Source organism: Thioflexithrix psekupsensis (assembly GCF_002149925.1).
Classification (GTDB): domain Bacteria; phylum Pseudomonadota; class Gammaproteobacteria; order Beggiatoales; family Beggiatoaceae; genus Thioflexithrix; species Thioflexithrix psekupsensis.
Genome location: NZ_MSLT01000012.1, coordinates 1,033,764 through 1,058,088, shown reverse-complemented (window position 1 = coordinate 1,058,088; position 24,325 = coordinate 1,033,764). Strand labels below are relative to the sequence as shown.

Below are 24,325 nucleotides of genomic sequence, written 5' to 3'. Positions count from 1 at the left end.
CATAAAGTGACAAGGCTTCATTCATGAGCTGACTCCTGAAAAGCCGAATTTCTTTTGTACAACTGAACAACATCATGTTTCATTGTGTGTTGTTGCGGGACTCACCGCGCCCCACACAAAGAAATAATTCGTAAAACACAGCTTCCCCGCAAGGAAGCCTATACCGTTGACGCATCGCAAGAGTGTGTCTGAATGGGCAGGCAAAACAGTGAGCGCAGAAACCAGTTTTGAAGGCATCAAAGTCGTTGTGATTGACGACAGCAAAACCATCCGTCGAACCGCTGAAACCCTTTTGAAAAAAGCGGGCTGCGAGGTCATTACCGCCACCGACGGCTTTGAGTCGTTGTCAAAAGTCATGGAGCATCAACCCAACATCATTTTTGTTGACATCATGATGCCTCGCCTCGACGGCTACCAAACATGTGCTTTGATCAAGAATAATCAAGCTTTTAAAAAGACCCCCATCGTCATGTTATCGAGTAAAGATGGGCTTTTTGAACGCGCCCGTAGCCGCATTGTCGGCGCGGAGCATTACATGACAAAGCCCTTTACCCGTGAAGAACTTCTCAGTACGATTAAAACCTATGTCGTTGATGTCAAAGCAGGGTAATCGGTGCATTCACTCGGCGATAGTCAACACGAGGCAGATGCGATGACATTGCCTTTTCTCGTTAAGCTGACATCGCCGTTTGTCCAGTTGCTTAACGACACGAACAACCGTAATATCGCAGGTGCGCGTTTCCATTCGGCACGCGCTTGGGTAGATACAGCCGACCCACTTGGTCGTCGTTATCTGATGTTTCTCACTTTCGCTAGAAAAAAGTATCGGTATGGCGCACATATTAATCGTTGATGATTCACCCACAGATGCCTACCTCGTCAAAAATATTCTGGAGAGTCAAGGCTACCAGACTTCCGAGGCCACCAATGGCGAAGAAGGCATACAAAAGGCTAAGGAAATCAAGCCTAACTTGATTATTATGGATGTCGTCATGCCCGGCCTGAATGGTTTCCAAGCCACCCGTAAAATCACGAAAGGCGAAGATACCAAAAATATACCGGTGGTCATTGTTTCGTCCAAAAATATGGAAAGTGACCGTGCATGGGGGTTGATGCAGGGAGCGAAAGAATTCTTGGTTAAGCCCGTCAAACAAGATGAATTGTTAGCCGCTGTGAAAAAACTCATTGGCTAATCCAATGTTCCCTGACATCGCATCCACTTCGTTCTGGAGAGTTTTCTAAAGATGGCCAACACCTTAGCGCAACCACCGTTTCAGTGGTTACAAGAGTTGGAGCGTCGCGCTCGACAAAAAGCGCGAGGTTTGCCGCGGCAGGAAAAAATCCAACAGATTTGGCGCGGCATTGCCTTTCGGGTAGGCACAGTGACTTTAGTATCTGGATTAACTGAAATTCGTGAGGTCATGCCCGTCCCCACCGTGATGGCGCGGGTGCCGGGGGCAAAATCTTGGGTACGGGGTTTAGCCAATGTTCACGGGCAGTTACTGCCGATTATTGACTTACAAGCCTGTTTGGAAAGTCACGTGACCATTTTAGAAAGTCCTACACGAGTATTAGTGATTAATCACGCCGGGATCAACGCGGGATTATTGGTGGATGAAGTGATAGGAATCAAACATTTTCCCGAACAACACCGTGATTCCGAAGCGATCTGTCAAGACATCTGGTTGGCCCCTTATGCGCGTGGTGTGTTTCATTATGAAGATCACACGTGGGTTGTGTTTGATTTGCACCGTTTGGCCGAAAGCGATGCCTTTTTAAAAGCAGCCCAATAAGTACATCGCGTTTTATGATTTGAAATTGAGATTTGAGATGAACTCAACGCGATTTTTATCATCACATTCATTACGTTATGGAATTGCTCTCATCATGTTTTCTTTATTCAGCGGAGGATAACATCTAGCCATGAAATTACCGTTAAAAACTCTAGGTTCTACAAATACGTGGCTATTTGCCTTTATTGGTGTTCTCTTACTGTCATTTGTGCTGATGATCGCCACCTTTACGCTGGTTGCCATTAACAAGGAATATGATGAAGAATACCTGCGCTACGTGACCCAATTACGTTTGCTGTCGCAACAGTTTAACCAACACGCCTCAGCAGCAGCGCGTGGGGATGCGGTTGCCTTCAAGGAAATCGCCACTAAAACACAAGAATACCAAGGTATTTTAGAAAAAGTGACTTCAGGCAATCCAGCAACAAAGATGCCAGGAACTCCTGAAGAAGCCAGTTTGGCGTTATCGGCCTTGACCGATCATTGGCAAACCGCCAACACCAGTATTAATCAATTGCTGGCCACGCAGGAAGATGTAACCCGTCTGTATTTGCAATTGGAAGAGTTAATTCAATTGACCGCGCCTATGGTCACTAAAACTGAATCCGTACTGCAAATTATGATTGCTGGCGGAGCGACTCCCATGCAGATGTACCTGATGACTCGTCAACTGATGTTGCTGGAGCGAATTTCTAATAGTATTCGAGTTTCGTTCCGCGGCGACGCAGAGGCTTTGGATGCAGAGCGACAACTGGGTGATGACATCAGCGAATTTAGCGACACTTTGGCTTCATTACTGGATGGTGGACAATTAGTGACTCCTGTCACCCATCCGGCAGCACAACAGGCCATTCAAGAATTAGCCAGTTTGTTTGATGAGCGTATTTCTCGTGCAGACGATTTTCTGGATAAATCTGAGCAGTTATTCCAAGCCAAAGACGCATCGCAGGCCATTAACGATGTGACACCAGAGTTATTAAACAGCATTGAGAATTTACAAAACACTTACATTCGCATTGCCAATTCTCGTTTTGTTTCACCATTCTTAGGCAATGTCTTAGCGGTGGTGGTGTTGGTGCTGTTAGTATTGCTGGGTTATTTGATTATTCGCATCAATCAGGCACGCGCCGCAGAAACCCGCGAACGTTTGGAAGAAAGCCAACGCACCAATCAACGCAATCAAGAAGCCATTTTGCGTTTACTCAGTGAAATTGCCGATTTAGCCGATGGTGATTTAACGGTGACAGCGACGGTGACAGAAGACTTTACGGGGGCGATTGCTGACGCGATCAATTACGCGATTGAAGCCTTGCGAGAATTGGTCATCAGTATTAACAAAACCGCGTTCCAAGTCACCAGTGCCGCACAAAGTACGCGCCAAGTGGCCGCACAATTGACGCACGCCAGCGAACGTCAAGCCCAACAAATCGCTAAAGCCGGTCAAGCCATTATTGGCATGGCCAACTCGGTGAAAAAAGTGTCGGCTAACGCGATTGAATCGGCCGATGTGGCGAAAAAGTCGGTGGAAATTGCCAGCAAAGGGGCAAAAGCCGTACAAGATACCATCGCCGGTATGGATAACATTCGTGAGCAGATTCAAGAAACCTCAAAACGGATTAAACGCTTAGGCGAAAGCTCGCAAGAGATTGGTGAAATCGTTGGCTTAATTGATGACATCGCCGATCAAACCAACATTCTGGCCTTAAACGCAGCCATTCAAGCGGCAATGGCAGGCGAAGCCGGACGTGGCTTTGCGGTGGTGGCTGATGAAGTACAACGTTTAGCCGAACGTTCAGGCAACGCCACCAAACAGATCGACGCGCTGGTTAAAACCATTCAAAGCGACACCAATGAAGCGGTTAGTTCTATGGAACAAAGTACCGCGGGTGTGGTCGCGGGAGCGAAAATTGCGGAGCGTGCGGGTGAATCGTTGACGGAAATTGAAAAAGTTTCCGTCCAATTAGCAGGACAAATTGAAAATATTTCTCAAACGTCACGCACGCAAGCGGCAGTGGCTTCTAACATTTCAGGTACGATGACCATTATTCAGGAAATCACCACCCAAACGTCGAACGGCACCAACGAAACGGCAGCCGCGATTGAACGTTTAGCCGAGTTAGCCAATGAGTTGAAGAAATCAGTGGCTGGCTTCAAATTGCCTGACGATGTTCAACAGGCCATTATGGAAATGGGCGATTCGCTGGCTGGACGCAAGTAAAGGCAAGTAGACTGGTTATTTTTTCGGAAAAAATACCCGCGGGACTTTAAACGTTCAGCGGGTATTTTTATGGTGCAGAAAAACAAATGATCTGAATCTGAAAACGCACAAAAAACCAGTTCCCCCCATCAAAAAATGGAAGGAACTCGGCAAAACCACATCCAGCAAATCATTTAAGAATCAACGCGATAATTCGGAGCTTCTTTGGTGATGGTGACATCGTGTACATGGCTCTCACGCATCCCGGCTAAAGTTACTTTGACGAATTGAGGACGAGTACGCATCTCTTCTAAATTATGACAACCTGTATAACCCATACTGGAGCGCAAGCCCCCCAATAACTGATGAATTACACCTAACATGCTACCTTTATACGGAACACGCCCTTCAATCCCCTCAGGCACCAGTTTATCCACATCAGAACTTTCTTGAAAATAACGATCTTTAGAACCATGTGCTTGCGACATTGCCGCAATTGACCCCATCCCACGATAACTTTTGTAAGATCGCCCTTGATATAACTCAACCTCACCCGGTGCCTCTTCCGTCCCTGCTAATAATCCGCCGATCATCACCGAATGCGCGCCCGTTGCAATCGCCTTAGCAATGTCACCAGAATAACGAATGCCCCCATCCGCAATAATGGGTATATCCTTGTTTTTTAAGGCCTGCACCACGTTATCAATCGCCGTAATTTGGGGAACACCCACCCCCGCCACAATTCGAGTGGTACAGATTGAACCAGGGCCAATCCCCACTTTCACCCCATCCGCCCCCGCTTCAGCCAATGCCAATGCCGCTTCACCTGTCGCAATATTACCGCCGATCAACTGCACTTCAGGATAATGTTGTTTAATCCAACGAATTTGATCCAAAACGCCTTGTGAATGCCCATGGGCAGTATCGACAATAATCACATCCACCCCCGCTTCGACCAAAGCCGCAACGCGGGCATGACTTTCTTCGCCCGTTCCCACCGCCGCGCCGACACGCAAACGCTCTTGAGAATCCTTACAGGCATAGGGTTTTTCAGTGGCTTTTTGAATGTCTTTTACCGTGACCAATCCGCGCAATTCAAATTTATCATTGACCACTAAAATTTTCTCAATACGGTGTTGATGCAACAAGGCTTGTACTTCTTCACGTGACGCACCTTCTTGTACCGTAACGAGGCGATTTTTCGGGGTCATGATGCGCGATACGGGATTGTCATAACCCATTTCAAATCGTAAATCCCGACTGGTGACAATCCCCACCAATAAGCCATTGTCCACCACAGGAACACCTGAAATATTCTGCGCACGGGTCAAAGCCAACACTTCTCGAATGCTGGTATCTGGAGGGACAGTAATCGGATCGCTAATCACGCCACTTTCAAATTTTTTCACCAAACGCACTTGGCGGGCTTGTTCTTCGATGGTGAGATTTTTATGAATAATACCAATTCCACCTTCTTGAGCCAGCGTAATCGCTAAACGTGCCTCAGTCACCGTATCCATTGCCGCAGAAACAATGGGAATATTAAGTTTAATCTCCCGCGTCAAGGCGGTGCCGAGGTTCACTTGTTTAGGCAAAATAGTAGAATGCGCCGGCAAAAGTAGGACATCATCAAAAGTAAGTGCTTCTTGAGCAATTCGCATGTTAAATTCCTGAAGTTCGGTTACGAAAAATAACCTTACATTATCGCTTTTTTCAAAGAAGGGTCAAAGAAAAATGGAGGGCATAGAAAAAAAATCAATGATTTCAGTGGTATTTCTTTTTTGTTTGAATCGGAATTTACAGGATGATCTGCAAAAAAGAAAAATTAAACAGTTGTATTTAGAAAACGAGCCGCTACAATAACGTATAATAATACTCCCCACGCTTCTTTCTTAATGCAGAACAGCGCACCAATAAATAAATTCCTAATTCAGCACAAAAAAATGATTCAATCCTGAAAAACATCTTCTGGTGTTTTCGCATCCAATATATTCAAAGCCCATTGTTCCCATTGAGCATATTAACTACCTCCTCATTGCTTAGTTTACGAAAGCAATTTAATAGGAAAACCCAGTAATTTTAATAAAGCTTTGCCACTTAACTGCATTAATTGCAAAAAAGTTTTATTCGTGCCGCGTAAGGTTTTTTTAGAGCTGAATATTGATAAATTTTTAATCTTTAATTTCATGCTGAATTAGAATTTATGATAGTAAATTCCTATTCAGCACAAAAAAAATTAATTTAGTCGTTGAGATTCAATTGAAAAACGGATGTCGTACCGCTGACTTCGTTGCCCACGATTAAAAGCGGCTTACCGTTGGGCGAGGCCTCAGCCGAAACAAACGCCAGTCCTTCCGGACCAAGATCGCCAACTTGAGCCAGTACGGTAGCCGGGTCTTCAGTCACCCACTCTTCGCGCAAGTTCAAATAATCCACGCGAAATGGGGCTGTTGGATTCGTAATATCATACACCAATACGCCGCCCATCCGTTCAAGACCGATAAAAGCAAATGTTTTATTGCCGACGCTGCCAAGTGTCATGCCTTCGGGTTCTGGCCCTTTGTCGTCACTGCGGTTGTCGAAACTGCTGCCATCTGTGTGGCTTGAATTGAAATAAGTTTTACAGGGAATATTGCGATCAACACCTGCCATACACGCATCGCTGGCAATAAAATGCTCAATTTCAGCACCAGAATCCCAAACTAAGCGACCATTTTCATCCCAAATCGCAAATGAACGACCCCCAAAAGCGTAAAGATTATCATACATCAAACGATCACCCGCGGCATCCTCTACCCCGTCGGCATTAAACAAAACAGGATTGCCATGAGCATCTTGCCGATAACCCATTGTCCAGGTGATTTTTAACCGTCCTAGATTTTCATCCGCACGACAAGCACCGGGATCACCGGGTAATGCACCGCAATACTGAAATACTGTTGGATTAAGCAACGCACCCGCCGCCAATTCCCGCAACTGCGGCGGCAGATCGTCGCCTTTACGGCGGTCGAATCCATCCTTATGCACCAGATGTTTAACGCGCCATTCTTCGACAAAGCCCTTGCTGGCATCGCCTGCCCAATACGCCTCATTGTCCTCGCCCCAAGCGCGGGCATCGCCTTCATTAGCCGTGACTAAATAGGTTTTTCCGCCTACGGCATAAGCAGACATCGCATCGGGCATGTACATGCCTTTCAAACCCGGCCAAGTACGAATATCAATACCCATGAGATCAGGCTTGCCGTCTCCATCTGACGCATCAATTTCATTGCCCGCTTTGCCATGATCTTTATAACCCAAAGGCAAAATGTCTGTAACCATCGCCGAAGCAATGTCAATTTTTGCTAACGCATTATTTTCTTGTAGTGTCGCCCAAGCCGTTTTACTATCGGCAGAGACTGTAATGTATTCTGGTTCAAGGTCTTTGGCTGCATTTGCACGTGTCCCAAAAATACGAACACCTCTGGCACGCAACACAAATTCCTGTCCATTGAACGACGAAAAATCAGCCATTTTAACCGTGGGATTGGCGATGTCGCTCACATCAATGATACCAATTGAGCCTTCTGGATCAATTTGGTAGTCATCACTGGGTTCGCCTTCATTGGCAACTAACACCTGTTTGCCGTCCGGCGTAAAAATCAGCATGTCCGGCAATGCACCCACTTCAACATGACTCAAAAGAGACAAATCACTGGCTTGGTAAAACGCAACACGGCCAGGGTTGGTTTTAGGATTGGCTTCGATGGCAATGGCAACAATCCCCCCTTGAACCGCAACACTGTTGACTTTCGATTCGGCCAGCAGTTCAGTTGAACTCAATTCACCTATCTTGACAGGCGTACTCGGATCAGATAAATCAAGTACATCCACTTTACCATCTGCGGCATTGACTATGAATACACGTTTGGACACTGCGTCAAATGCTGGAATTTCGGCTGCACTTTTGCCAAAAATACCACTGTGATAAACGCCAACTTTTTGTAATTGTAGGCTATCCGTGTTTAAGCCGTATTTATTTAGCACCCATAAAAACTGTCCATCCGGTGCCGTACCATAAAACGAAAAATCCGCCCACGCCCGCATGAGACCACCCTCTGGCGGAGTGTAACGAAAAGATGGAATTGAAATATCTAAGTTTTCTCCCAGAATCGGTGTAGGGCAGGCACCGTCTGCGTGGCTGTTTGTCGTTCCGATAAGAAAACCAATAATAACTCCGATGAGTTTTCGCTTCATTTTCATCAATTTACCCCACTTGTTTGGCTGAGTTAATCGCCCGTATTGGCTTGGGCAAGTAAAAGGGGTCGATTATTCCAAGTTTTGATGTCAATTGTATGAAAGTTTTTGTTTTTCTAAGCTGGCGAAATGAGGCGGTTAAGATCAGAATTTATGCGTTGACCACTTGAATGTGAAGACTATTATTGGGCTGATACGGTTTTGAGAAAAACTGCAAATTGCAATAAGCAGCGAGCATGGATTGTGATTTATGGACAGAGGGGTATGAGTTTGGCGGGGCGGAACGACGGCATTTTGCCATCGTTCCTTTTTGCGTAGATTTTTAGTAAAAACGATTAGCTGAACATATCTACAGTAATGTTCTTAAACCAACTGTGCGCATACAGAACTTCACGACGCAAATGGTCGGCTGAAGCATCAGATGGAGTCACCCCACCCGCGCCTTCCACAGAAGCCAATGCGCCTTCTTTGTATTTGAAAATGGCCGCAACAGAAATACCATAATCTTCTCCGACAATGCTATAACAGGTATTGACGTAAGAAGGTTCAATCATTTCCTTGCCTTGCAACGAAGTCACAATAGCCGCCACACACACTTTGGCTTGCGAATTGGCAGAATAAGCGGATTTGGGCATTTCAGTAATCGCTGCATCACCAATCACATAAACATCTTTGTGCAGCGTCGATTCAAACGTGCGTTTGTCCACAGGACACCAGCCCGTCGCATCGGTCAAACCGCTGTCAATGGCGATTTTCCCTGCTTTTTGCGGTGGAATAACATTGATAACATCCGCAGTGTGTTTGTCTTCCAAATCGCCTGCGTAAACAGACATGTCGCTGGCATCAACTCGCACCACTTTACCTTGTTCTGCGGCGGGCAGCCATTGGATCAGACTCTTGTCTGTGCCGTAGCCGTACAGTTTAGTCCAGCCTTGAATGAATAAACCTTGTTTGGGAAAACTGTCTTTTGCGTCGAGTAACAAGACTTTTGATTTAGGTTTATGTTTTTTCAGATAATGGGCGATTTGACTTACTCGTTCGTAGGGTCCGGGTGGGCAGCGGTAAGGATTGGGAGGAGAAGTCACAATAACCACGCCACCATCTTTCATGGCTTCCAATTGGCCGCGTAATAGGGTGGTTTGTGCGCCTGCTTTCCACGCATGGGGTATTTTTTCAGCCACTTCCTTGCTGTAACCTTCGATGCCTTCGTAAACTAAACTAATGCCCGGCGATACCACTAAGCGGTCATATTTTAGTGTTTTGCCACCAGATGTGGTGACGGTTTTTGCGGTGGGATCGATGGCGGTGGCTTCTTCGGTGACGATTTCTACGCCTTGTTTGGCCAGCGCATCGTAGCCGAATTTGAGGCTGTCAATGGTGCGATCTCCGCCAAGCACTTCGTTGCTCATAAAGCAAGTGTAGTAATCGGCATTTTTCTCCACCAAGGTCACTTGGATGCTGGGATCGGCTTTGCGCAGGTATTTGGCAACGATAGTTCCCCCTGCGCCGCCGCCGATGATGACCACGTGTCCACCTTTGCTGTCAGCATGGCTCAGATAGGGCATTCCTACGGCACTCACCGCGGCTAAACCCGCACTCGCTTTTAAAAATTGTCGGCGATTTAACGTTGACATTCACTGTTCTCCTGTGCGTGTTTAGGGTTTTTTGGTTTGACTGGCGTAGAAATGAGCCAATTGTTCTAAGCTGGCTTCGCCGCCTTTTTTCATGACTGCTTTCATGGCATCGGCCATTTTCTTGGGCATTTCGCGTTCTTTTTTGCTGAAATCGCTCAAGCTGGCTTCCAAGTAGGGCAACCATTGACCCGCTAAAATACTTGAACCGTCCTCATCGGTAAAACCGTTGTCGGCATGGCAATTTTCACAATGTTGTTTGTGCAATTTTGCGCCGGCTTTGGCTTTTTTACTGTCTGTTTCTTGGGGAAAACGCACGAATTCTTGTTTTGCAAAATAAGCGGCCATGACTTCAAAATCGGCTTCGCTGTAACCTTTAGCGATGCGATTCATGATGGTTTCTTTACGCTCATCACTTTTGTAAGTGGTCATGGCATTCATGAAAGTATCGTGAGACATGCCCGCAATACTGGGAATGGCGGGGCCATGGCTAGAACCACTAGGACCGTGGCAGGCAACACAGGTGTTGACCAGCATTCCTGTGGCTAAATCGGGAGCTTCGGCTGAAGCAGCAGTATGTAAACCCATGCTTAACAGCATGAACAGCGAGGCTGATAGTGTGTTACGTTTGATCATACACACGTGACTCCTTTGGTGAAAAAGCGATGACTGACTTCGAGTTTAGGGTGTCGATTCTGCGTCGAGATGCGTTGGGGACGCAAAACCACGCCAGTTGTGTTGAAAAGCGACTCATTGAAAAGCGTGCGTCCAGTGGAGTGCAATTTCAAGTACAAGTGCTAGATTCGTCAGGGGGCATCGTCAAAAGATTTCTGGATGCCCGAAAAATGATAGCGAGTTTCACAGAAAAAAGCGATGGCGTTTGTGATATTTTGTACTAATGAGTAGATAAATTTTGTGGTTAATACAGGTTTGTTTCACGCTTCAAATTATAGAGAGAGTTGAGTTTAAATGTAAAACAATAACCCCTTTGTTTATGGCGGGTGCAGATGGCAAAACCGCAGAGTTACGCCCACCGAGCATTAAGGGAGTGCTGCGTTTTTGGTGGAGAGCGATTCATGGGAATTTATCACCTGATAAGTTGAAAGAAACGGAAAAACAAATTTTTGGAGGCGTGGGAGAAAATAATAACTCCTTACAGAGTCGTTTTTTTGTTCGTGTTGAGGAAGAGAAAAATGGAATCAAAATACTACCTAAAGAGCTGGTTCCACATAAATCGTTCACTACAGAATCAATAGAAGGAACTTTTACAGTCAAATTTTGTTTAAAACCCCACTCTCCAGAATGTATAACAATTAATGAGATAAGGTCTTTGTTTATTGTCAGTGCATTATTGGGTGGATTTGGAAAACGTAGCCGACGAGGCATGGGTAGTATTGCGATTGAAGAGATAGATGGGTCTGAGTTTGTTATTGCTGATTTGACAGAAGAGTTACTTAAACATCTTAATGTTCTTAATCCTAAGCAATTTAAACAAGCAGATCAAAAACAGCGTTCTCAAAATAGTTTTATTATTTCTACGTTTCAAAAATCACCACATTCTTACCCTTGTATCACTAAAATTGAGATAGGAAAGCCAACAGAAGACAACTTGCCGAAAAAGATTTCTAATGCAAGTCATTCTGTAAATAAAAATCATGCTGGTGGTTATCACATTGAGATGGGTGGAATTAATAATCCTCCAGCTAATATCAATCGATTTGCTTCACCGATTTATGCTTCCGTTGTGGCTGATAAATCTGGAAAACGTCCTATTATCACCACACTCAACAATACGCTGCTGATTAATAAAAAGCCAAATCCCGATATTCCAAAGGAATTCAAGGATGAGGTCTTTAAATAAGGACTCCAAATGAAATATCTTTTTCTTTTTACCCATAGTCCAGTTCAAAGTTTTATTGCGCAGGCTCGCAAAACACATGATTTGTGGGCAGGAAGCCGTATTTTATCCGAACTAACCAAAACGGCAGGAAAGTTTTTTGAGAAAAAAGGCGCAAAAATCATTTATCCTTATGATTTAGAAAGTAAATCTTTATCTAATCGAGTATTAGGTGAAATTGAAATTACGGCTGAATCTGAATTGTTAAAACAAATCGGTGAGGAAGCCGAGCAAGCCGTGCGCGAGTGTTTTCGGAAAATTGCTGATGACGCATTTAACAAAGCGTGTGGTAAAAGATTTCCCAAGCCTGCGGGATTTGATGAACAAATTGAGCAACATTTGGATATACGCTGGTTATTTTATCCGATTGAAGAGAATTATGTACAGGCTTATCAAAATCTATCTGAATTGGCGGCTGCTATGAAAAACAGCCGCGATTTTGCTCAATTCGGAAAAGGACAAGGAGAGCAAGGGCGCAACTGTAGCTTAGATGGTTCTCGTAATGCCTTGTTTTATCGTCCTCATACAAGTGGTAAACGATTGGCCTATTTACCCAAACAAGCTGTTGAACTGTCACCAAAATATGAGGATATTCCGTTTAAGTTTCTTAAACCCGGCGAAGCCCTAAGTGCAATCAGTTTAAGCAAACGCTACTATCGCCACATCGATTCATTTCCACGTACTTCTGCTGTTGCTTTAATGGATTATTTTGAAAAAATTAAAGGCAATGATTTGCGCAATCTTTTCTCAAAAGATGAATTTGATGAAGAGCTTTATTTTGAAGAAAATCTAACGCCTAAATATTTTCAACAAGAAGGATTAGAGCTTCATTTGTTGGATAAAGTTAAATCTATTATTGACAAATTACCCAAACCAACTACCCGTTATTATGCTCTGTTGGCATTTGATGGAGACAATATGGGGAAATGGTTAAGCGGGGAATTTTTGGAATTGAAAAATGAAAGTGAGTTACATTCATTTCATCAAAAATTCTCTGAAAAATTAGCAGATTTTGCTAAATACGCATCAGATTATTTAGAACCGCCACGCGGTCAATCGGTCTATGCAGGTGGTGATGACTTTTTAGGATTTATTAATTTAACTTCTTTATTCTCAGTGTTAGAGCAATTACGCAGTAAGTTTGAAGAATTGGTGAATGTCGAGTTAGAGAAACAGTTTAAATTGAAATATAAGATGACTTTTTCTGCGGGAGTTGTTGTTTCTCACTATCGAACTCCCTTACACATCGTATTGCAACAGGTGCGATGTGCTGAAAAAGATGCAAAAAAAAGCATTCGTCCAGATGATAAAGCAGCCTCAACCGTCGATTCGACGAAAAATTCGGGCAAAAGTAATCAAGTAATCGATAAAGATGCTTTAACCATCAATTTGATGAAGCGTTCAGGCGAAAGTAATCAAGCGATTTTACCTTGGTATCATGGGGATGTGTTTGTACCAAATGAGTTAAAAAAAGTTATTGATGGATTATCGAATGGCTTTTCTGATACTTTTGCACGCCGATTAGCGGCTGAATTTCAAAATCCGTCTAAACAAACGCATCAAGGTATGTTTCTAAGTGAATTGCACCGTTTAATAATTCGTGCTGCGCCAGAGGGATTGGGAAGAGAAAAAACACAGTGTGAAATTAAACAACTATATGACACCTTAAAATTTCTTTTAGAAGCAGAAAAAATTTTATGGGGACAATCATCAGAGAAAATTAACCATGATGTCCTTAATAATTTTATTGAAACTTTAAAAGTAGCGATGTTTTTACAACGCCATATTAAGTCTTCTGTCGAGGAAATATCTAATGCTGATTCAAATTGAAGCCTTTGATCCCTTATTTTTTCGAGATGGCAAACCCTTTTCCGCGGGTGGGGATATATGGGCAGATGGGGCGGGATTGCCGATGCCTAGCGTGATTTATGGAGCGTTGCGAGCGACTTATGCGGTTCATCATGCCATTCCGCCTGAACAAATTGAAGAAAAAACTAAGAATTTTCGCATTACTGATTTATATTATTCGGTCAGAGGACATCGCTATTTGCTGCCTGCTCCGCTGGATTTGGCGGTGGAAGAAAAACCTGAAAAAACCTACCACGGCTATTATTACTATCGTCGCCCTATTTCTTCTAAAATTATTACTAATTTTGGTTTTTCAGAGGTGATTATGCCTGAAAAACAAAGTCTAAAAGAATCACTGGGATTTCTGATACAAGAGACCAGTTTTAGAAATTATTTACAGGGTAAGAAAAAAAACATATATTTAAAGAAAATAAAGGAATATTTGCATGAAGAACCCAAAATCGGCATCGTTTATAATATGGCTACTCACAGCGTAGAGGAAGGGTTTTTATATCGAGTTGGTACACAACGTTTTGAGATTAAATTGTCTGTTGAAATTGAAGGATTGAATGATTTCCCAAAAAAAGGGTTAATGAAATTAGGCGGGGAAGGAAAAGCAGCCCGTTTTGATTCGATTTCTAATTTTGGTTCTAAAATCATTCCAAAAGAACATTCTTTAAAGAAAGGAAGTGTTTTTAAACTTTACTTAGCATCGCCTGCTATTTTTCATCAAGGGGCTTATCCAGATTTAGAACGATTTGGTTTTTCTTGTAAATTAATTACCGCTGCAATTCCTAAACCTGTGGCTATAGGCGGTTTTGATATTCAGAAAAATAGACCAAAACCGACTTATCAAGTTGTTCCTGCTGGAGCTGTCTATTATTACCGTAATGATAATGACGACCCCAAATTAATTATTGAAAAATTACATCAAAAAATGATTTCTGATGTATATTCAGAGCAAGGTTTTGGATTATCTTTTATTGCTAATTTACCACTGGAGTCTAAAAAATGAAAACATTAATCACAACTGTAGGAACATCCTTATTCACTAACTATATGAAACCCGAAATAAAAGGCGAAATTAGAAGTGACTATGAATCTATTGATTCTCAGTTCGATAGCATTTCTAATGCCAGTGCAAGCAAGTATGATTATTACAATGGGAAAGTAAACCATATCAGGGAATATATAAAAAGTCTTTGGTTTAAACGGAATGGAGAACCGAATGTTGCTGCCTCAGCGGAGATTAAGAGTATTTTGAAGATTGGGGAAGAGTTGGGAGATATTCGTGTACATTTGCTGGCTACTGATAGTGTCTCTTCTGTTATTGCCGCGGAATTAATTAAGGAATGGTTTGAGGCATATCATTCCAATATTGAAGTTGAGTTTAATAAAAAATTGGATACCATTAATGAGTTAAATGTACAGAGTAAGATGGTATTTGAAAGTAAAGGATTGATTAATCTTGTTGAGCGTTATTACTGCATTATTGACTCTTCTTATAAAGATTATTGCGCCCTGAATATTACAGGTGGATATAAAGCCCTAATTCCATTTTTGTCGATGTTTGCTCAACTTAATCGAATTCCAATTTTTTACTTATTTGAAGACACTGATGATGTTATTAAAATTCCTCAAGCTCCAATTAATTTAGATTGGATTTTTATTGGCAACAACAGTTCTATTTTCAATATATTGAATGAAACAGTATTGGTAAGCCATTCTGTTTCATGGGAAAGCTACAAAAAAGAAAAGCAAATTCCATCAGAGTTTGATTTTTATTATCTCGAAGAAGCCGACAATGAAAACCGCATATTTTCTCTCAATGCAATGGGGCGAGTGGTTTGGCGTGAATATGACAATAGCTTTTTAGTCAAAGTACCTTATGACTTTAAATTTTTTAAAGACCAGCCATCGAACCAAGATAAAGTCAGAGAAGCTATCCGAGTATTGAAATCAAAACTGGGTAATTTATCTCAGGATTTTAATACTTTTGTAGATGAAAACATAAAGCATTGCAAGATTGGTGACAGTACATGGGTGTGTAAAGATTCTAATCTTCGTATTCGATTGCAGTACAAATATGAGCAGGAGAGTCAACAACTAACTGTTTACAATTATTACTTTATTGATTCTGAAGTTGCAGATAAGAGTTATAGTACTCGGATTGAAAATGAATTTAATAATAAGCTAAAAAACGCTCCTTTAACCATCCTTGCATTGCAAAAACCACTTAGAAACAATCAGTAGGACATTTTTATGTACCAACACGCCGATCCACTTTACTTAATTTGTGAAACTCCGCTTCATGCAGGAAGTGGAGACGATTTAGGAATCGTTGATTTACCCATTCAACGCGAACGCCATACGAACTACCCCAAAGTTGAAAGTGCCAGCATTAAGGGTAGTTTACGAACTGCTTTTGAACGCAAAGCTGAAGATGATACAAATGAATTGATAAAAATTCATGCTGCTTTTGGTTACGACGAAATGGGCGTGTCGGAGAAAGTAACCAAGGCATTTGAATACACAGAAAATGCCCAAGAACAACCAGACAATACCAAAAACAAAGTTATTTTGCAGCGAGAAACGCAATTTGCAGGTTGTTTAGGGTTTACGGATGCGCGTTTATTGTTTTTTCCCGTCAAATCGATGCGTGGAGTTTTTGCTTGGGTAACCTGTCAACAGGTTATTAACCGCTATTATCGAGACCGTGGCATGGCTGAGACTTTCCCTGCTGTCGAAAAAGGAAAAGTAGGCATCACCAAAAACTCGGCATTGACCATTAGCAACGACAAAATTGTTCTTGAAGAATATACTTTTGTCGGTGATAAGAATAACCCAAGCACTGACAAGCTCGCCGATGAATTTGCGGATATTCTCTTTGCAAAAGGCAGCTACCATCACGAGAAATTTAAAACAAGTCTGGTTGTTTTGCCAGATGATGCTTTCAAAGATTTTGTCACACTTTCTACTGAAGTCATTACCCGCATTAAAATTGACAACGAAACAGGAACGGTTAGACAAGGTGCATTATTCACAGAAGAGTTTCTTCCAACAGAAAGCATTTTATACACTTTGGTGCTGACAGGGCCTTTGTTTATGAAGGAAGCGTTGTTGAAGAAAAACAGCCCTTTCTTTAAAGACTTTCTCAATGAAGAAAATAAACCAGATGCAGGAGAAACAAGAAATATTTTTAAAAACTTCATTGATAAAAGCCAGATATTTCAATTAGGTGGCAATGCCAGCTTAGGAAAAGGCATTGTCAGAACCGTATTTAAGCCAGAGGAAGTATCAGAATGACCCAAACTTTAGATCAACAACGGGCAAAATTTGCTTACGATGCAGTATGCAAGGTTAAACCTGAATCTTGGGCGGGAAAATACAAGAGCTACGCTAAAAAAGTGCCTATGCTGATAAAGACCAACGGGCTAGGAGCAACGCTGGCTTTCATGAAGGGCAAGAAAAAGGGAGAGGAGGCTTATCGACATTTGCTAGAAACAACAGAGGGTTGGTTAAAGGGTGCAGAACACACCAAAGAGTTTTTTAATGAACCGAAAAAGGGTCATGGCAATCAGAAAAGTCAGGATTTAATTGAAAAAATAGTTGATCTTGATTCAGATGACTATCGCTATGTTACTCTTGAAGTCATGGCTTTCTACGGTTGGTTAAAGCGTTTTGTGGAAGCTGAAATTGATAAAGAAGGAGATGATTAATAATCATGGCTAGGAACAATCGAATTGAACCGTCATATTTCTTGCCAAAAGATACGCAAGAATTAATGGACGGTAAAGCAGCAGACAATTATGCCCTTTTTTTACAACGCCAAGCCACTCAGATTGCAGAAAAAGGTAAAGAAAAGTTTAAATTTTTCTATGGTGGTTTACTGGAAAAAAAATTTAAATTTCCTAAAGATCATTCTAATTTACTAAACGAACTGCAAAAACGCCAAAATAATCACCTAGAACTATTATGTAGTAAAAGTCGTGTCATGGCGTTTAAACCAGATTGGCGTGTTGTGGTGGGATTGGGTGGAGAATCTGTATATGAAACTTCAATCACACTTCATCATGTTTATGGTATTCCTTATATTCCTGCCAGCGCAATCAAAGGGATAACTCGCATGTGTTGGATTCGAGAATGTTGGGGATATAATGATAAAGCAGAGGAAGATGCTTTATGCAATCCGTTATTCCGTAAAGTATTTGGTGGCTCTCGTGTAGAAAAAGAAATTGGAAAAGTTATATTTTTTGACGCATTTCCTCTGGAATTAAAAGAAAGCAGCATTCAAGTTGATGTGATGAATCCCCATTACCCTGATTATTACACTGGAAAAACGGAATGGCCAACAGACACACAAAATCCAACCCCAATTTATTTTCTCACCGTTGCTGATACTTCTTTTCGTTTTGCACTGGGTTGCTCAGAACATGTAGAAAATGCGGAAGATTTGCTAAAAAAAACCTCCTGCTATTTAAAAAAGGCTTTGACTGAATTTGGTATTGGCGCAAAAACGGCTGTTGGATATGGGCGATTTGAGGAAGACGAAAGCCGGAGAAAAGAACAGCAACAAATTGAGGAAGAAAAAGAGAAAAAACGCCAACAAGCCGAAGCCGCCACCAAAAGAGAAGCTGAACTGAGCTAATTATCTCCTTTAAGACGGGAAATAGAAGAGGTTATTGATGCAAGCAAAGCGAAAAAGGAGTCTGGTGAAGATTATTTGATTGTCCTAAAAAAATTGGAGGAGGGACATTGGCCAGATAAGTCACAACAAAGAGAAGTTGCCAAACATGTGGAATCGTTGATGCGGGGTAATAAAGCTTGGAGAGAAGAAAGTGCCAAGAAAAAGAAGGAGAAAGATGAGCCTTATCAACGTACTCTCCGCGTCAAAAAATTTCTTGGTGAGGGGGAGTAATTTACTACACATTTTCCTCGTTCCCACATGGCGAGGCTGTAAAAGAACTGCCAAAAATACCCTTTTTTTCGCTCGTAAGTTATTGATTTTACATTGTCGAAAGTTCTAAAAATGGAGTTCTTTTACAGCCTCTCGGCATGTGGGAACGAGGAAACGAGATAAAATTAAGTAAAATTTTTATCGGAGAATAATATGCGCTTAATTAGTTTTCTTGGAACAGGGAAATATGAGGAAACCTCATATACGTTAAATGGACAGAATTGTAAAACAAAATATGTGGCTGCTGCATTGATGCAATTGCTTAAAGCAGATGAATTGACTGTTCTGGCGACTAAGGAAGCTCGAACCACACATGAAGCATCTTTACAACAGGAATTATCACGACTCGGACTGGTTAAAGCCGAAATTAAAGATATTCCCTCTGGCAGCAATGAACAAGAACTTTGGCAACAATTTGAAGTCATCCGAGAAGCCACTATCGAAAAAAGCCCTAAATCCATCACTTTTGATATTACGCTTGGTTTTCGCGCTCCACCCTTTTTCGCTGCTGCAATTATCAATTATCTGCGTAACACTCAGACAGAAATGCCAGAAATGCATGTGGTTTATGGAGAATTCCGAAAAGACGAGACAAACTCACCAATTTGGGATTTAAGTGCTTTTATTTCTTTGTTGGATTGGTCGAGTGCCTTGCAAAATTTCTTAAAAACAGGTCATGGCGGTCGTTTGGCTGATTTGGTAAAACAAGAAAATGCACTGCTTCAAAAGCATCCATCCGGTGGCCGTCGGCCGACTAGATTAAGTGCTTTGGTAAGTACGTTAAAGGAATTTTCAGAAAACATTGCGACAGTACGCTGCTCCAAAATCATTACAGGAGATGAAAGAAGCGAAGGCTCTGCACGGAAAGTATTGAAGAAAATTGAAGAAAGTCGAGACGAGGTAAAGGAATATTTCAAACCCCTTGCTCCTATTTTAGACTCCCTTTCTGAACGATTAAAAGACCTTCCCTCAGATTCCCTGTTTGGCCAAGCGGGTCATGACGCAATGAGCGCATTGGCAAAACTTTATTTAGATTATGAGCGTTATCCTGAAGCGGCCATTGTTGTAAGGGAAGGTTGGATTTCTCTTTATGACGCAAATGTTCATCTGTCTGATGACCAAAGACTTGCCCAAGATAAACGAACAAATACAGAAAAGTGTTGGCGTGATCAAGAAGGAGTAGGAGCAAAAAAAGGAACGGGGGCAGATACGTTGTCAAACGTCCGTAACGACATTGAACACGGTGGGTTCAATGAACAACCCAAGCCTGCCAAAACGCTAATTGAGGAGATAAAGAAATGTGCGAACGTGTTTGACAACAAGAAACTGGGGTAATGCGTAACTAAGCAACTCCCACCATCACTATTTTCGGCATTGTTTCTACTGTCCTCATTTAGGAATTTGGAAAATTAAACCAAAGCCAATCCACCAAACACCCTTGTGGAATCAGGGCGGCAAAAATTTGGAATGGGCTATGTTTCCTACGGCTTGGACGAACTAGAACACCTTCCTAGGAGGAGAGATTAGGGGCGGTAGAAGAATGAAAATTCTGAACGTTTTTAATAGTTGAATATTTTTATCTTTCTTGTTTTGGACAAAAGACCACATCTCATCTCTGCTGTACAAGAATCACCACAAATTGCCGTGGCCCGTGCGCGCCCAATTGAATCGTTTGCTCAATATCTGCGGTGCGCGATGGGCCAGTGATGACATTAACGGTACGCGGTGGATTGGTGTATTCTTTACGTAACTTTTGCCATGCTTCTTCCATGTAACAAACCATATCTGATTCATAAAGTATCACACAATGCACATCAGGCAAAAAATTAAGCGGTGTCGGCGCGTCCGCACTCGACAACATCACCACGCTGCCTGTTTCTGCAATCCCTGTGAAAGCCAAAGTGACGCTGACTACATCGCTGTCCTGCGCATTGCGAATACATACATCCCATTCCTCTGACCACGCCAATTTACCCAAACGCGCATCAATGACCGCCGCTAATGGATAATTTTGCGCCAATAACCATGTTTTTAATGCGTCTGTGATTTGATTTTCATGATTGACTTCGATAATGATGCCTGAAACTTTCTCTAATTGTTGTTTAAATTGGCTTAATTTATCGCGGTTTATTGTGGGCTGTAATGAAACGGGAGGAAATTGCAATTTCAGCACTAATTCATCTCGAATAGTGGACGTTAATGAATCCCGTCCTAATGATTGACGAAGTCGAGAAAAAATTGCGGCGCGGGCATTAGTCATGATTTGCTTTATCCTGTTGTTTTTGCTGCCACTGTTTAAAAAACGTATCGCCTTGGGGAGCGGGAAAATCACGATATTTTGTCCACGCGCTGGCCAGCGGCAAATGGCGAAAACTGCCCCGCCCCCGTCCCAAACGATGCAACAGCCCAATTCCCACGCCACTCGCCCAGCGATACCAGCGCGGATGCTGCACAAACCACCGCCACACCGCCAATCCCCAACGCGTGCTGCGCGAGGTCAGGGATTGAGCAAATTGCGCGGTGCGATGGTGGCGTAAAAGCTGGCTTAAAGGAATACGCATCGGGCATACCGTCTCACAACGCCCATTCATCGTACAAGCTTGTGGCAAATCTCCCGCTTTCTTTAAGCCGATCATTAAGGGAGTCAATACCGATCCCATTGGCCCCGGATAAACCCAACCATAAGCATGTCCCCCAATTGCGCCATAAACAGGACAATGATTCATACAAGCCCCACAACGAATGCAACGCAGCATCTCTTTAAATTCATTACCCAGCATCGTAGAGCGTCCATTGTCTAATAAAACAACATGGAATTGTTCCGCGCCTGAACATTCAGAATCGGCTTTAATGCCTGTGCTTAATGTGGTGTAAGTGGTGATATGTTGTCCTGTGGCACTGCGGGCTAATAAACGCATTAATAACGACGCATCATTTAAGGTCGGCACCACCTTTTCTATACTGGAAATCACAATGTGAACTTTTGGCAAACATTGGGTTAAATCGCCATTGCCTTCATTGGTGACAATAATCGTTGATCCCGTTTCGGCAATTAAGAAATTTGCACCCGTAATTCCTACATCAGCTTTTAAATAATGTTGTCTTAATACTTGCCGTGCTTGATTCACCAAATCTGCAATTTCTATAGCAGGCTCATTAAAGCCTTCTTTTTGATGGTGTTGATAAAATAATTCAGAAATTTGCTCACGGGTTTTATGCACCGCAGGCGCAATAATATGACTGGGGGGTTCTTTAGCCAATTGAATAATATATTCCCCTAAATCTGTTTCAATCACCTGCATTCCTGCATTTTCTAAGGCTTGATTTAAACTGATTTCTTCACCAATCATCGATTTTCCTTTGGTGATAAAATGTGCATTGACTTGCTGACATAAACGCACAATAATATCGCAGGCTTGATCGGCATTCTCCGCCCAATGCACGTGGCCACCGCGTGCTTGCACTTTTTCTTCAAATTGTTCTAAATAAAAATCTAAATGCGCTAAGGTATGTTCTTTTAAGGCTTTTGCTTGATCGCGTAAGGTGTCGAATTCGGGAAGTTGCGATAAGGCCAATAATCGCTTATCAATAAAGCCGCCTTTAGCTTTGGACAAAGCGCGTTGCAATTCTACATTTTTTAATGCGGCATTGGCTTGGGGTTTAAAATGTTGGGATTGGATAGAAGTCATGAATTTTCCCCATTTTTATTGGCTTGAATTCGCATAATTTTTGCGCCAAAACGTTGTTGTAACGATTGCACAAAAGGATCACTTTGAATTTGCACTTTTAATTGTTGTTCATATTCGTTTTGTTCACGGTGCTGCAATTCGGCTACTGTCACCGTGTTTAATTGTTGCGTGATATGAATTTCGATATGGTAGGGTTGGCCACAATAATTTAAAATTATCTTTTCTAATTCAGACACACGACCACCTACACCTAACATCTCTGAATCTTTGGCTAATTGTAAATGTAAAGTATGCCCTGAAACTTGAGTTAATGCACAATTTAAAGCCAATTGTCGCACTGCGCCACCCAGTGGTAATTGTTTCACTAAATGAAGCCAATCTTCTGGATTATTGAGTGTTAAAACCTGATTTTTTGCAGGACTATGGGCGGGAGTATTGTTGGGCGTATTGGTGGGAGTAATGGGCGCGGGAGAAACAGGGGAAGAAACAGGTGGCGTTTTAACAATTGTTTTTTTTTCAGGCACAGCCGCAGCCGTAGGCGGCACATGAGTCACCGTCGTGGCCGCGACGGGACGCGGCGCATCAGCCATGGTTCGGCTGGGCGTGGGTTTTGCGGTCTCTGGCGCGCTAAATGCCGCATTCACGGGGCGAAATGCCAACATACGCAATAGCAACATTTCAAATCCACCCCGCTGCTCTGGCGCGTAAGGCAAATCACGCCGACCCGTTAAGCCAATTTGATAAAATAACTGCACATCTTCGGGAGAAATTTGCTGCGCTAATTCGGCAATCATTTGTTCTTCGGGTAATTCGCTATTCAGCGAATCGGGTAAAACTTGGGCTAACGCTATTTTTTGTAAAATACTTAATAAATCGGCTAATACTTGATTAAAATCAGGATTACTTTCCGCTAATTGTTTCACGTTATTCAACAAGGCTACGGCATCATTGGCCATTAATGATCGCAGTAAATGATAGACCACGCCTTGTTCTAATGTCCCCAACATGGCACTGACATCAGCAACCGTTAATTGTCCTGCGCCATAAGCAATCGCTTGATCCAGCAAACTCAAGGCATCGCGCATACTGCCATCGGCAGCGCGGGCTAAAAAATGCAATGAAGCAGGTTCAAATGCAATTTGTTCTGTTTCAAGAATGTGGCTTAAATGAGAATGAATTAATTCTAAAGGCAGTCGTTTTAAATTAAATTGCAAACAACGCGATAAAACGGTAGGTAATAATTTTTGTGGATCAGTAGTGGCTAATAAAAATTTAATATGCGGCGGCGGTTCTTCTAATGTTTTTAATAACGCATTAAAACTCTGCCGCGTCAACATGTGGACTTCGTCGATTAAATAGACTTTATAACGGCCGCGAGTGGGTGCGTATTGTACATTGTCGAGTAATTCGCGGGTGTCATCTACGCCCGTGCGCGATGCGGCATCGACTTCGATCAAATCGACAAAACGGCCGCCATCGATTTCCGTACAAGTACGACAATGGCCGCAAGGGTGATCGCTGACTCCGTGGGTTTCGCAATTGAGGGATTTGGCAAAAATGCGGGCGATGGTGGTTTTTCCCACGCCGCGCGTGCCTGTAAACAAGTAGGCATGATGTAAGCGGTCTGTTGAGAGGGCGTTCATGAGGGCGCGTAAAACATGTGTTTGTCCGACCATTTCGGCAAACGTGCGCGGTCGCCATTTTCGTGCTAAGACCTGATAAGCCATGCGAATGATTTGGGTGCTAATAGAAGAAAGGGCGAAATAACAAAGAGGGAGGGCGGCATCAGCCAGCTACACCCCGGCACACGTATCCGTTGCTGCCGCTGCTTCCTTCCGGACCTGACGGGGTTCACAACATCACATTGCGGGGGAACCGACCTAGCCACCATAACAGATTGTGGCGGAGAGAGAGGGATTCGAACCCTCGGTACAGTTTTGCCGTACACACACTTTCCAGGCGTGCTCCTTCGACCGCTCGGACACCTCTCCGTCTGATTTTTAGCTGTGTAAACTGCCTTGTCAGCTAAACGGGCATTATAGCAAGAGAATTAAGCCCTTGTCTAGGGGAAAATTTT

20 protein-coding genes, 1 tRNA gene and 1 other RNA gene are annotated in these 24,325 nt (G+C 42.8%); 13 read left to right on the top strand and 9 right to left on the bottom strand.

Annotated elements, in window-relative coordinates; genetic code table 11:
* Nucleotides 1–166 precede the first annotated feature (166 nt).
* The 4 genes from TPSD3_RS09695 to TPSD3_RS09680 all read left to right on the top strand — a co-directional run bounded on the left by TPSD3_RS09695 (nt 167) and on the right by TPSD3_RS09680 (nt 4,011).
* Nucleotides 167–610, top strand: a complete 444-nt coding sequence (locus tag TPSD3_RS09695; protein WP_425353089.1) for a response regulator — start codon at nt 167–169, stop codon at nt 608–610.
* A gap of 220 nt (nt 611–830) precedes the next feature.
* Nucleotides 831–1,193 (top strand): response regulator, encoded by a 363-nt coding sequence (locus tag TPSD3_RS09690; RefSeq protein ID WP_086488329.1) that lies wholly within the window; start codon nt 831–833, stop codon nt 1,191–1,193.
* A gap of 51 nt (nt 1,194–1,244) precedes the next feature.
* Nucleotides 1,245–1,793: a chemotaxis protein CheW gene (locus tag TPSD3_RS09685; protein WP_086488328.1), complete on the top strand. Its 549-nt coding sequence runs from the start codon at nt 1,245–1,247 to the stop codon at nt 1,791–1,793.
* A gap of 130 nt (nt 1,794–1,923) precedes the next feature.
* Nucleotides 1,924–4,011, top strand: a complete 2,088-nt coding sequence (locus tag TPSD3_RS09680) for a methyl-accepting chemotaxis protein (RefSeq protein WP_086488327.1) — start codon at nt 1,924–1,926, stop codon at nt 4,009–4,011.
* A 173-nt stretch (nt 4,012–4,184) separates the two neighbouring features.
* Here TPSD3_RS09680 and guaB read toward each other — a convergent pair whose 3' ends face one another.
* The 4 genes from guaB to TPSD3_RS09660 all read right to left on the bottom strand — a co-directional run bounded on the left by guaB (nt 4,185) and on the right by TPSD3_RS09660 (nt 10,493).
* On the bottom strand, nt 4,185–5,651 hold the full coding sequence (guaB, locus tag TPSD3_RS09675; protein ID WP_086488326.1) for an IMP dehydrogenase: 1,467 nt from the start codon (nt 5,649–5,651) through the stop codon (nt 4,185–4,187).
* A 580-nt stretch (nt 5,652–6,231) separates the two neighbouring features.
* The gene (locus TPSD3_RS09670) at nt 6,232–8,232 is read right to left on the bottom strand and encodes a choice-of-anchor I family protein (protein WP_086488325.1); all 2,001 of its coding nucleotides are present in this window, start codon (nt 8,230–8,232) and stop codon (nt 6,232–6,234) included.
* A 329-nt stretch (nt 8,233–8,561) separates the two neighbouring features.
* On the bottom strand, nt 8,562–9,860 hold the full coding sequence (locus tag TPSD3_RS09665) for an FCSD flavin-binding domain-containing protein (RefSeq protein ID WP_086488324.1): 1,299 nt from the start codon (nt 9,858–9,860) through the stop codon (nt 8,562–8,564).
* A gap of 21 nt (nt 9,861–9,881) precedes the next feature.
* On the bottom strand, nt 9,882–10,493 hold the full coding sequence (locus tag TPSD3_RS09660; RefSeq protein WP_217884416.1) for a c-type cytochrome: 612 nt from the start codon (nt 10,491–10,493) through the stop codon (nt 9,882–9,884).
* A gap of 29 nt (nt 10,494–10,522) precedes the next feature.
* Between TPSD3_RS09660 and TPSD3_RS09655 the strand changes: the two genes are divergently transcribed.
* The 9 genes from TPSD3_RS09655 (at nt 10,523) to TPSD3_RS09610 (ending at nt 19,894) form a co-directional block, all read left to right on the top strand.
* Nucleotides 10,523–10,756 carry a hypothetical protein gene (locus TPSD3_RS09655; RefSeq protein WP_086488323.1) on the top strand — a complete coding sequence of 78 codons (234 nt, stop codon included), beginning with the start codon at nt 10,523–10,525 and terminating at the stop codon, nt 10,754–10,756.
* Between the two features lie 14 nt (nt 10,757–10,770).
* Entirely contained in the window at nt 10,771–11,718 is a 948-nt protein-coding gene (gene cmr1, locus TPSD3_RS09650; RefSeq protein WP_086488322.1) for a type III-B CRISPR module RAMP protein Cmr1, read from the top strand.
* A 9-nt stretch (nt 11,719–11,727) separates the two neighbouring features.
* The gene (gene cas10 / locus TPSD3_RS09645; RefSeq protein ID WP_086488321.1) at nt 11,728–13,584 is read left to right on the top strand and encodes a type III-B CRISPR-associated protein Cas10/Cmr2; all 1,857 of its coding nucleotides are present in this window, start codon (nt 11,728–11,730) and stop codon (nt 13,582–13,584) included.
* Nucleotides 13,568–14,617 (top strand): type III-B CRISPR module-associated Cmr3 family protein, encoded by a 1,050-nt coding sequence (locus TPSD3_RS09640; RefSeq protein WP_086488320.1) that lies wholly within the window; start codon nt 13,568–13,570, stop codon nt 14,615–14,617. The genes cas10 and TPSD3_RS09640 overlap by 17 nt, the downstream gene beginning before the upstream one ends.
* A complete protein-coding gene (locus TPSD3_RS09635; RefSeq protein ID WP_086488319.1) occupies nt 14,614–15,855 on the top strand; it encodes a hypothetical protein in 1,242 nt (413 codons plus the stop codon). The genes TPSD3_RS09640 and TPSD3_RS09635 overlap by 4 nt, the downstream gene beginning before the upstream one ends.
* Before the next feature lie 9 nt (nt 15,856–15,864).
* Nucleotides 15,865–16,908 carry a type III-B CRISPR module RAMP protein Cmr4 gene (gene cmr4, locus TPSD3_RS09630; protein ID WP_086488318.1) on the top strand — a complete coding sequence of 348 codons (1,044 nt, stop codon included), beginning with the start codon at nt 15,865–15,867 and terminating at the stop codon, nt 16,906–16,908.
* Nucleotides 16,905–17,321, top strand: coding sequence for a type III-B CRISPR module-associated protein Cmr5 (gene cmr5, locus TPSD3_RS09625; RefSeq protein ID WP_086488317.1), 417 nt, complete (start codon nt 16,905–16,907; stop codon nt 17,319–17,321). The genes cmr4 and cmr5 overlap by 4 nt, the downstream gene beginning before the upstream one ends.
* 5 nt (nt 17,322–17,326) lie before the next feature.
* Nucleotides 17,327–18,250, top strand: a complete 924-nt coding sequence (gene cmr6 / locus TPSD3_RS09620) for a type III-B CRISPR module RAMP protein Cmr6 (protein WP_086488316.1) — start codon at nt 17,327–17,329, stop codon at nt 18,248–18,250.
* A gap of 462 nt (nt 18,251–18,712) precedes the next feature.
* A complete protein-coding gene (locus tag TPSD3_RS09610) occupies nt 18,713–19,894 on the top strand; it encodes a TM1812 family CRISPR-associated protein (RefSeq protein ID WP_086488314.1) in 1,182 nt (393 codons plus the stop codon).
* A gap of 274 nt (nt 19,895–20,168) precedes the next feature.
* Here the strand turns inward: TPSD3_RS09610 and TPSD3_RS09605 are convergent, their stop codons facing one another.
* The 5 genes from TPSD3_RS09605 to TPSD3_RS09585 all read right to left on the bottom strand — a co-directional run bounded on the left by TPSD3_RS09605 (nt 20,169) and on the right by TPSD3_RS09585 (nt 24,239).
* The gene (locus tag TPSD3_RS09605) at nt 20,169–20,819 is read right to left on the bottom strand and encodes a LutC/YkgG family protein (RefSeq protein ID WP_086488313.1); all 651 of its coding nucleotides are present in this window, start codon (nt 20,817–20,819) and stop codon (nt 20,169–20,171) included.
* Entirely contained in the window at nt 20,812–22,248 is a 1,437-nt protein-coding gene (locus tag TPSD3_RS09600; protein WP_086488312.1) for a LutB/LldF family L-lactate oxidation iron-sulfur protein, read from the bottom strand. Before TPSD3_RS09600 ends, TPSD3_RS09605 begins: the two co-directional genes overlap by 8 nt.
* Nucleotides 22,245–23,975: a DNA polymerase III subunit gamma/tau gene (gene dnaX, locus TPSD3_RS09595; protein ID WP_086488311.1), complete on the bottom strand. Its 1,731-nt coding sequence runs from the start codon at nt 23,973–23,975 to the stop codon at nt 22,245–22,247. Before dnaX ends, TPSD3_RS09600 begins: the two co-directional genes overlap by 4 nt.
* A 57-nt stretch (nt 23,976–24,032) precedes the next feature.
* Nucleotides 24,033–24,129: signal recognition particle sRNA small type (gene ffs / locus TPSD3_RS09590), an RNA gene on the bottom strand.
* A gap of 19 nt (nt 24,130–24,148) precedes the next feature.
* A tRNA-Ser gene (locus tag TPSD3_RS09585) sits at nt 24,149–24,239 on the bottom strand.
* Nucleotides 24,240–24,325: the final 86 nt, after the last annotated feature.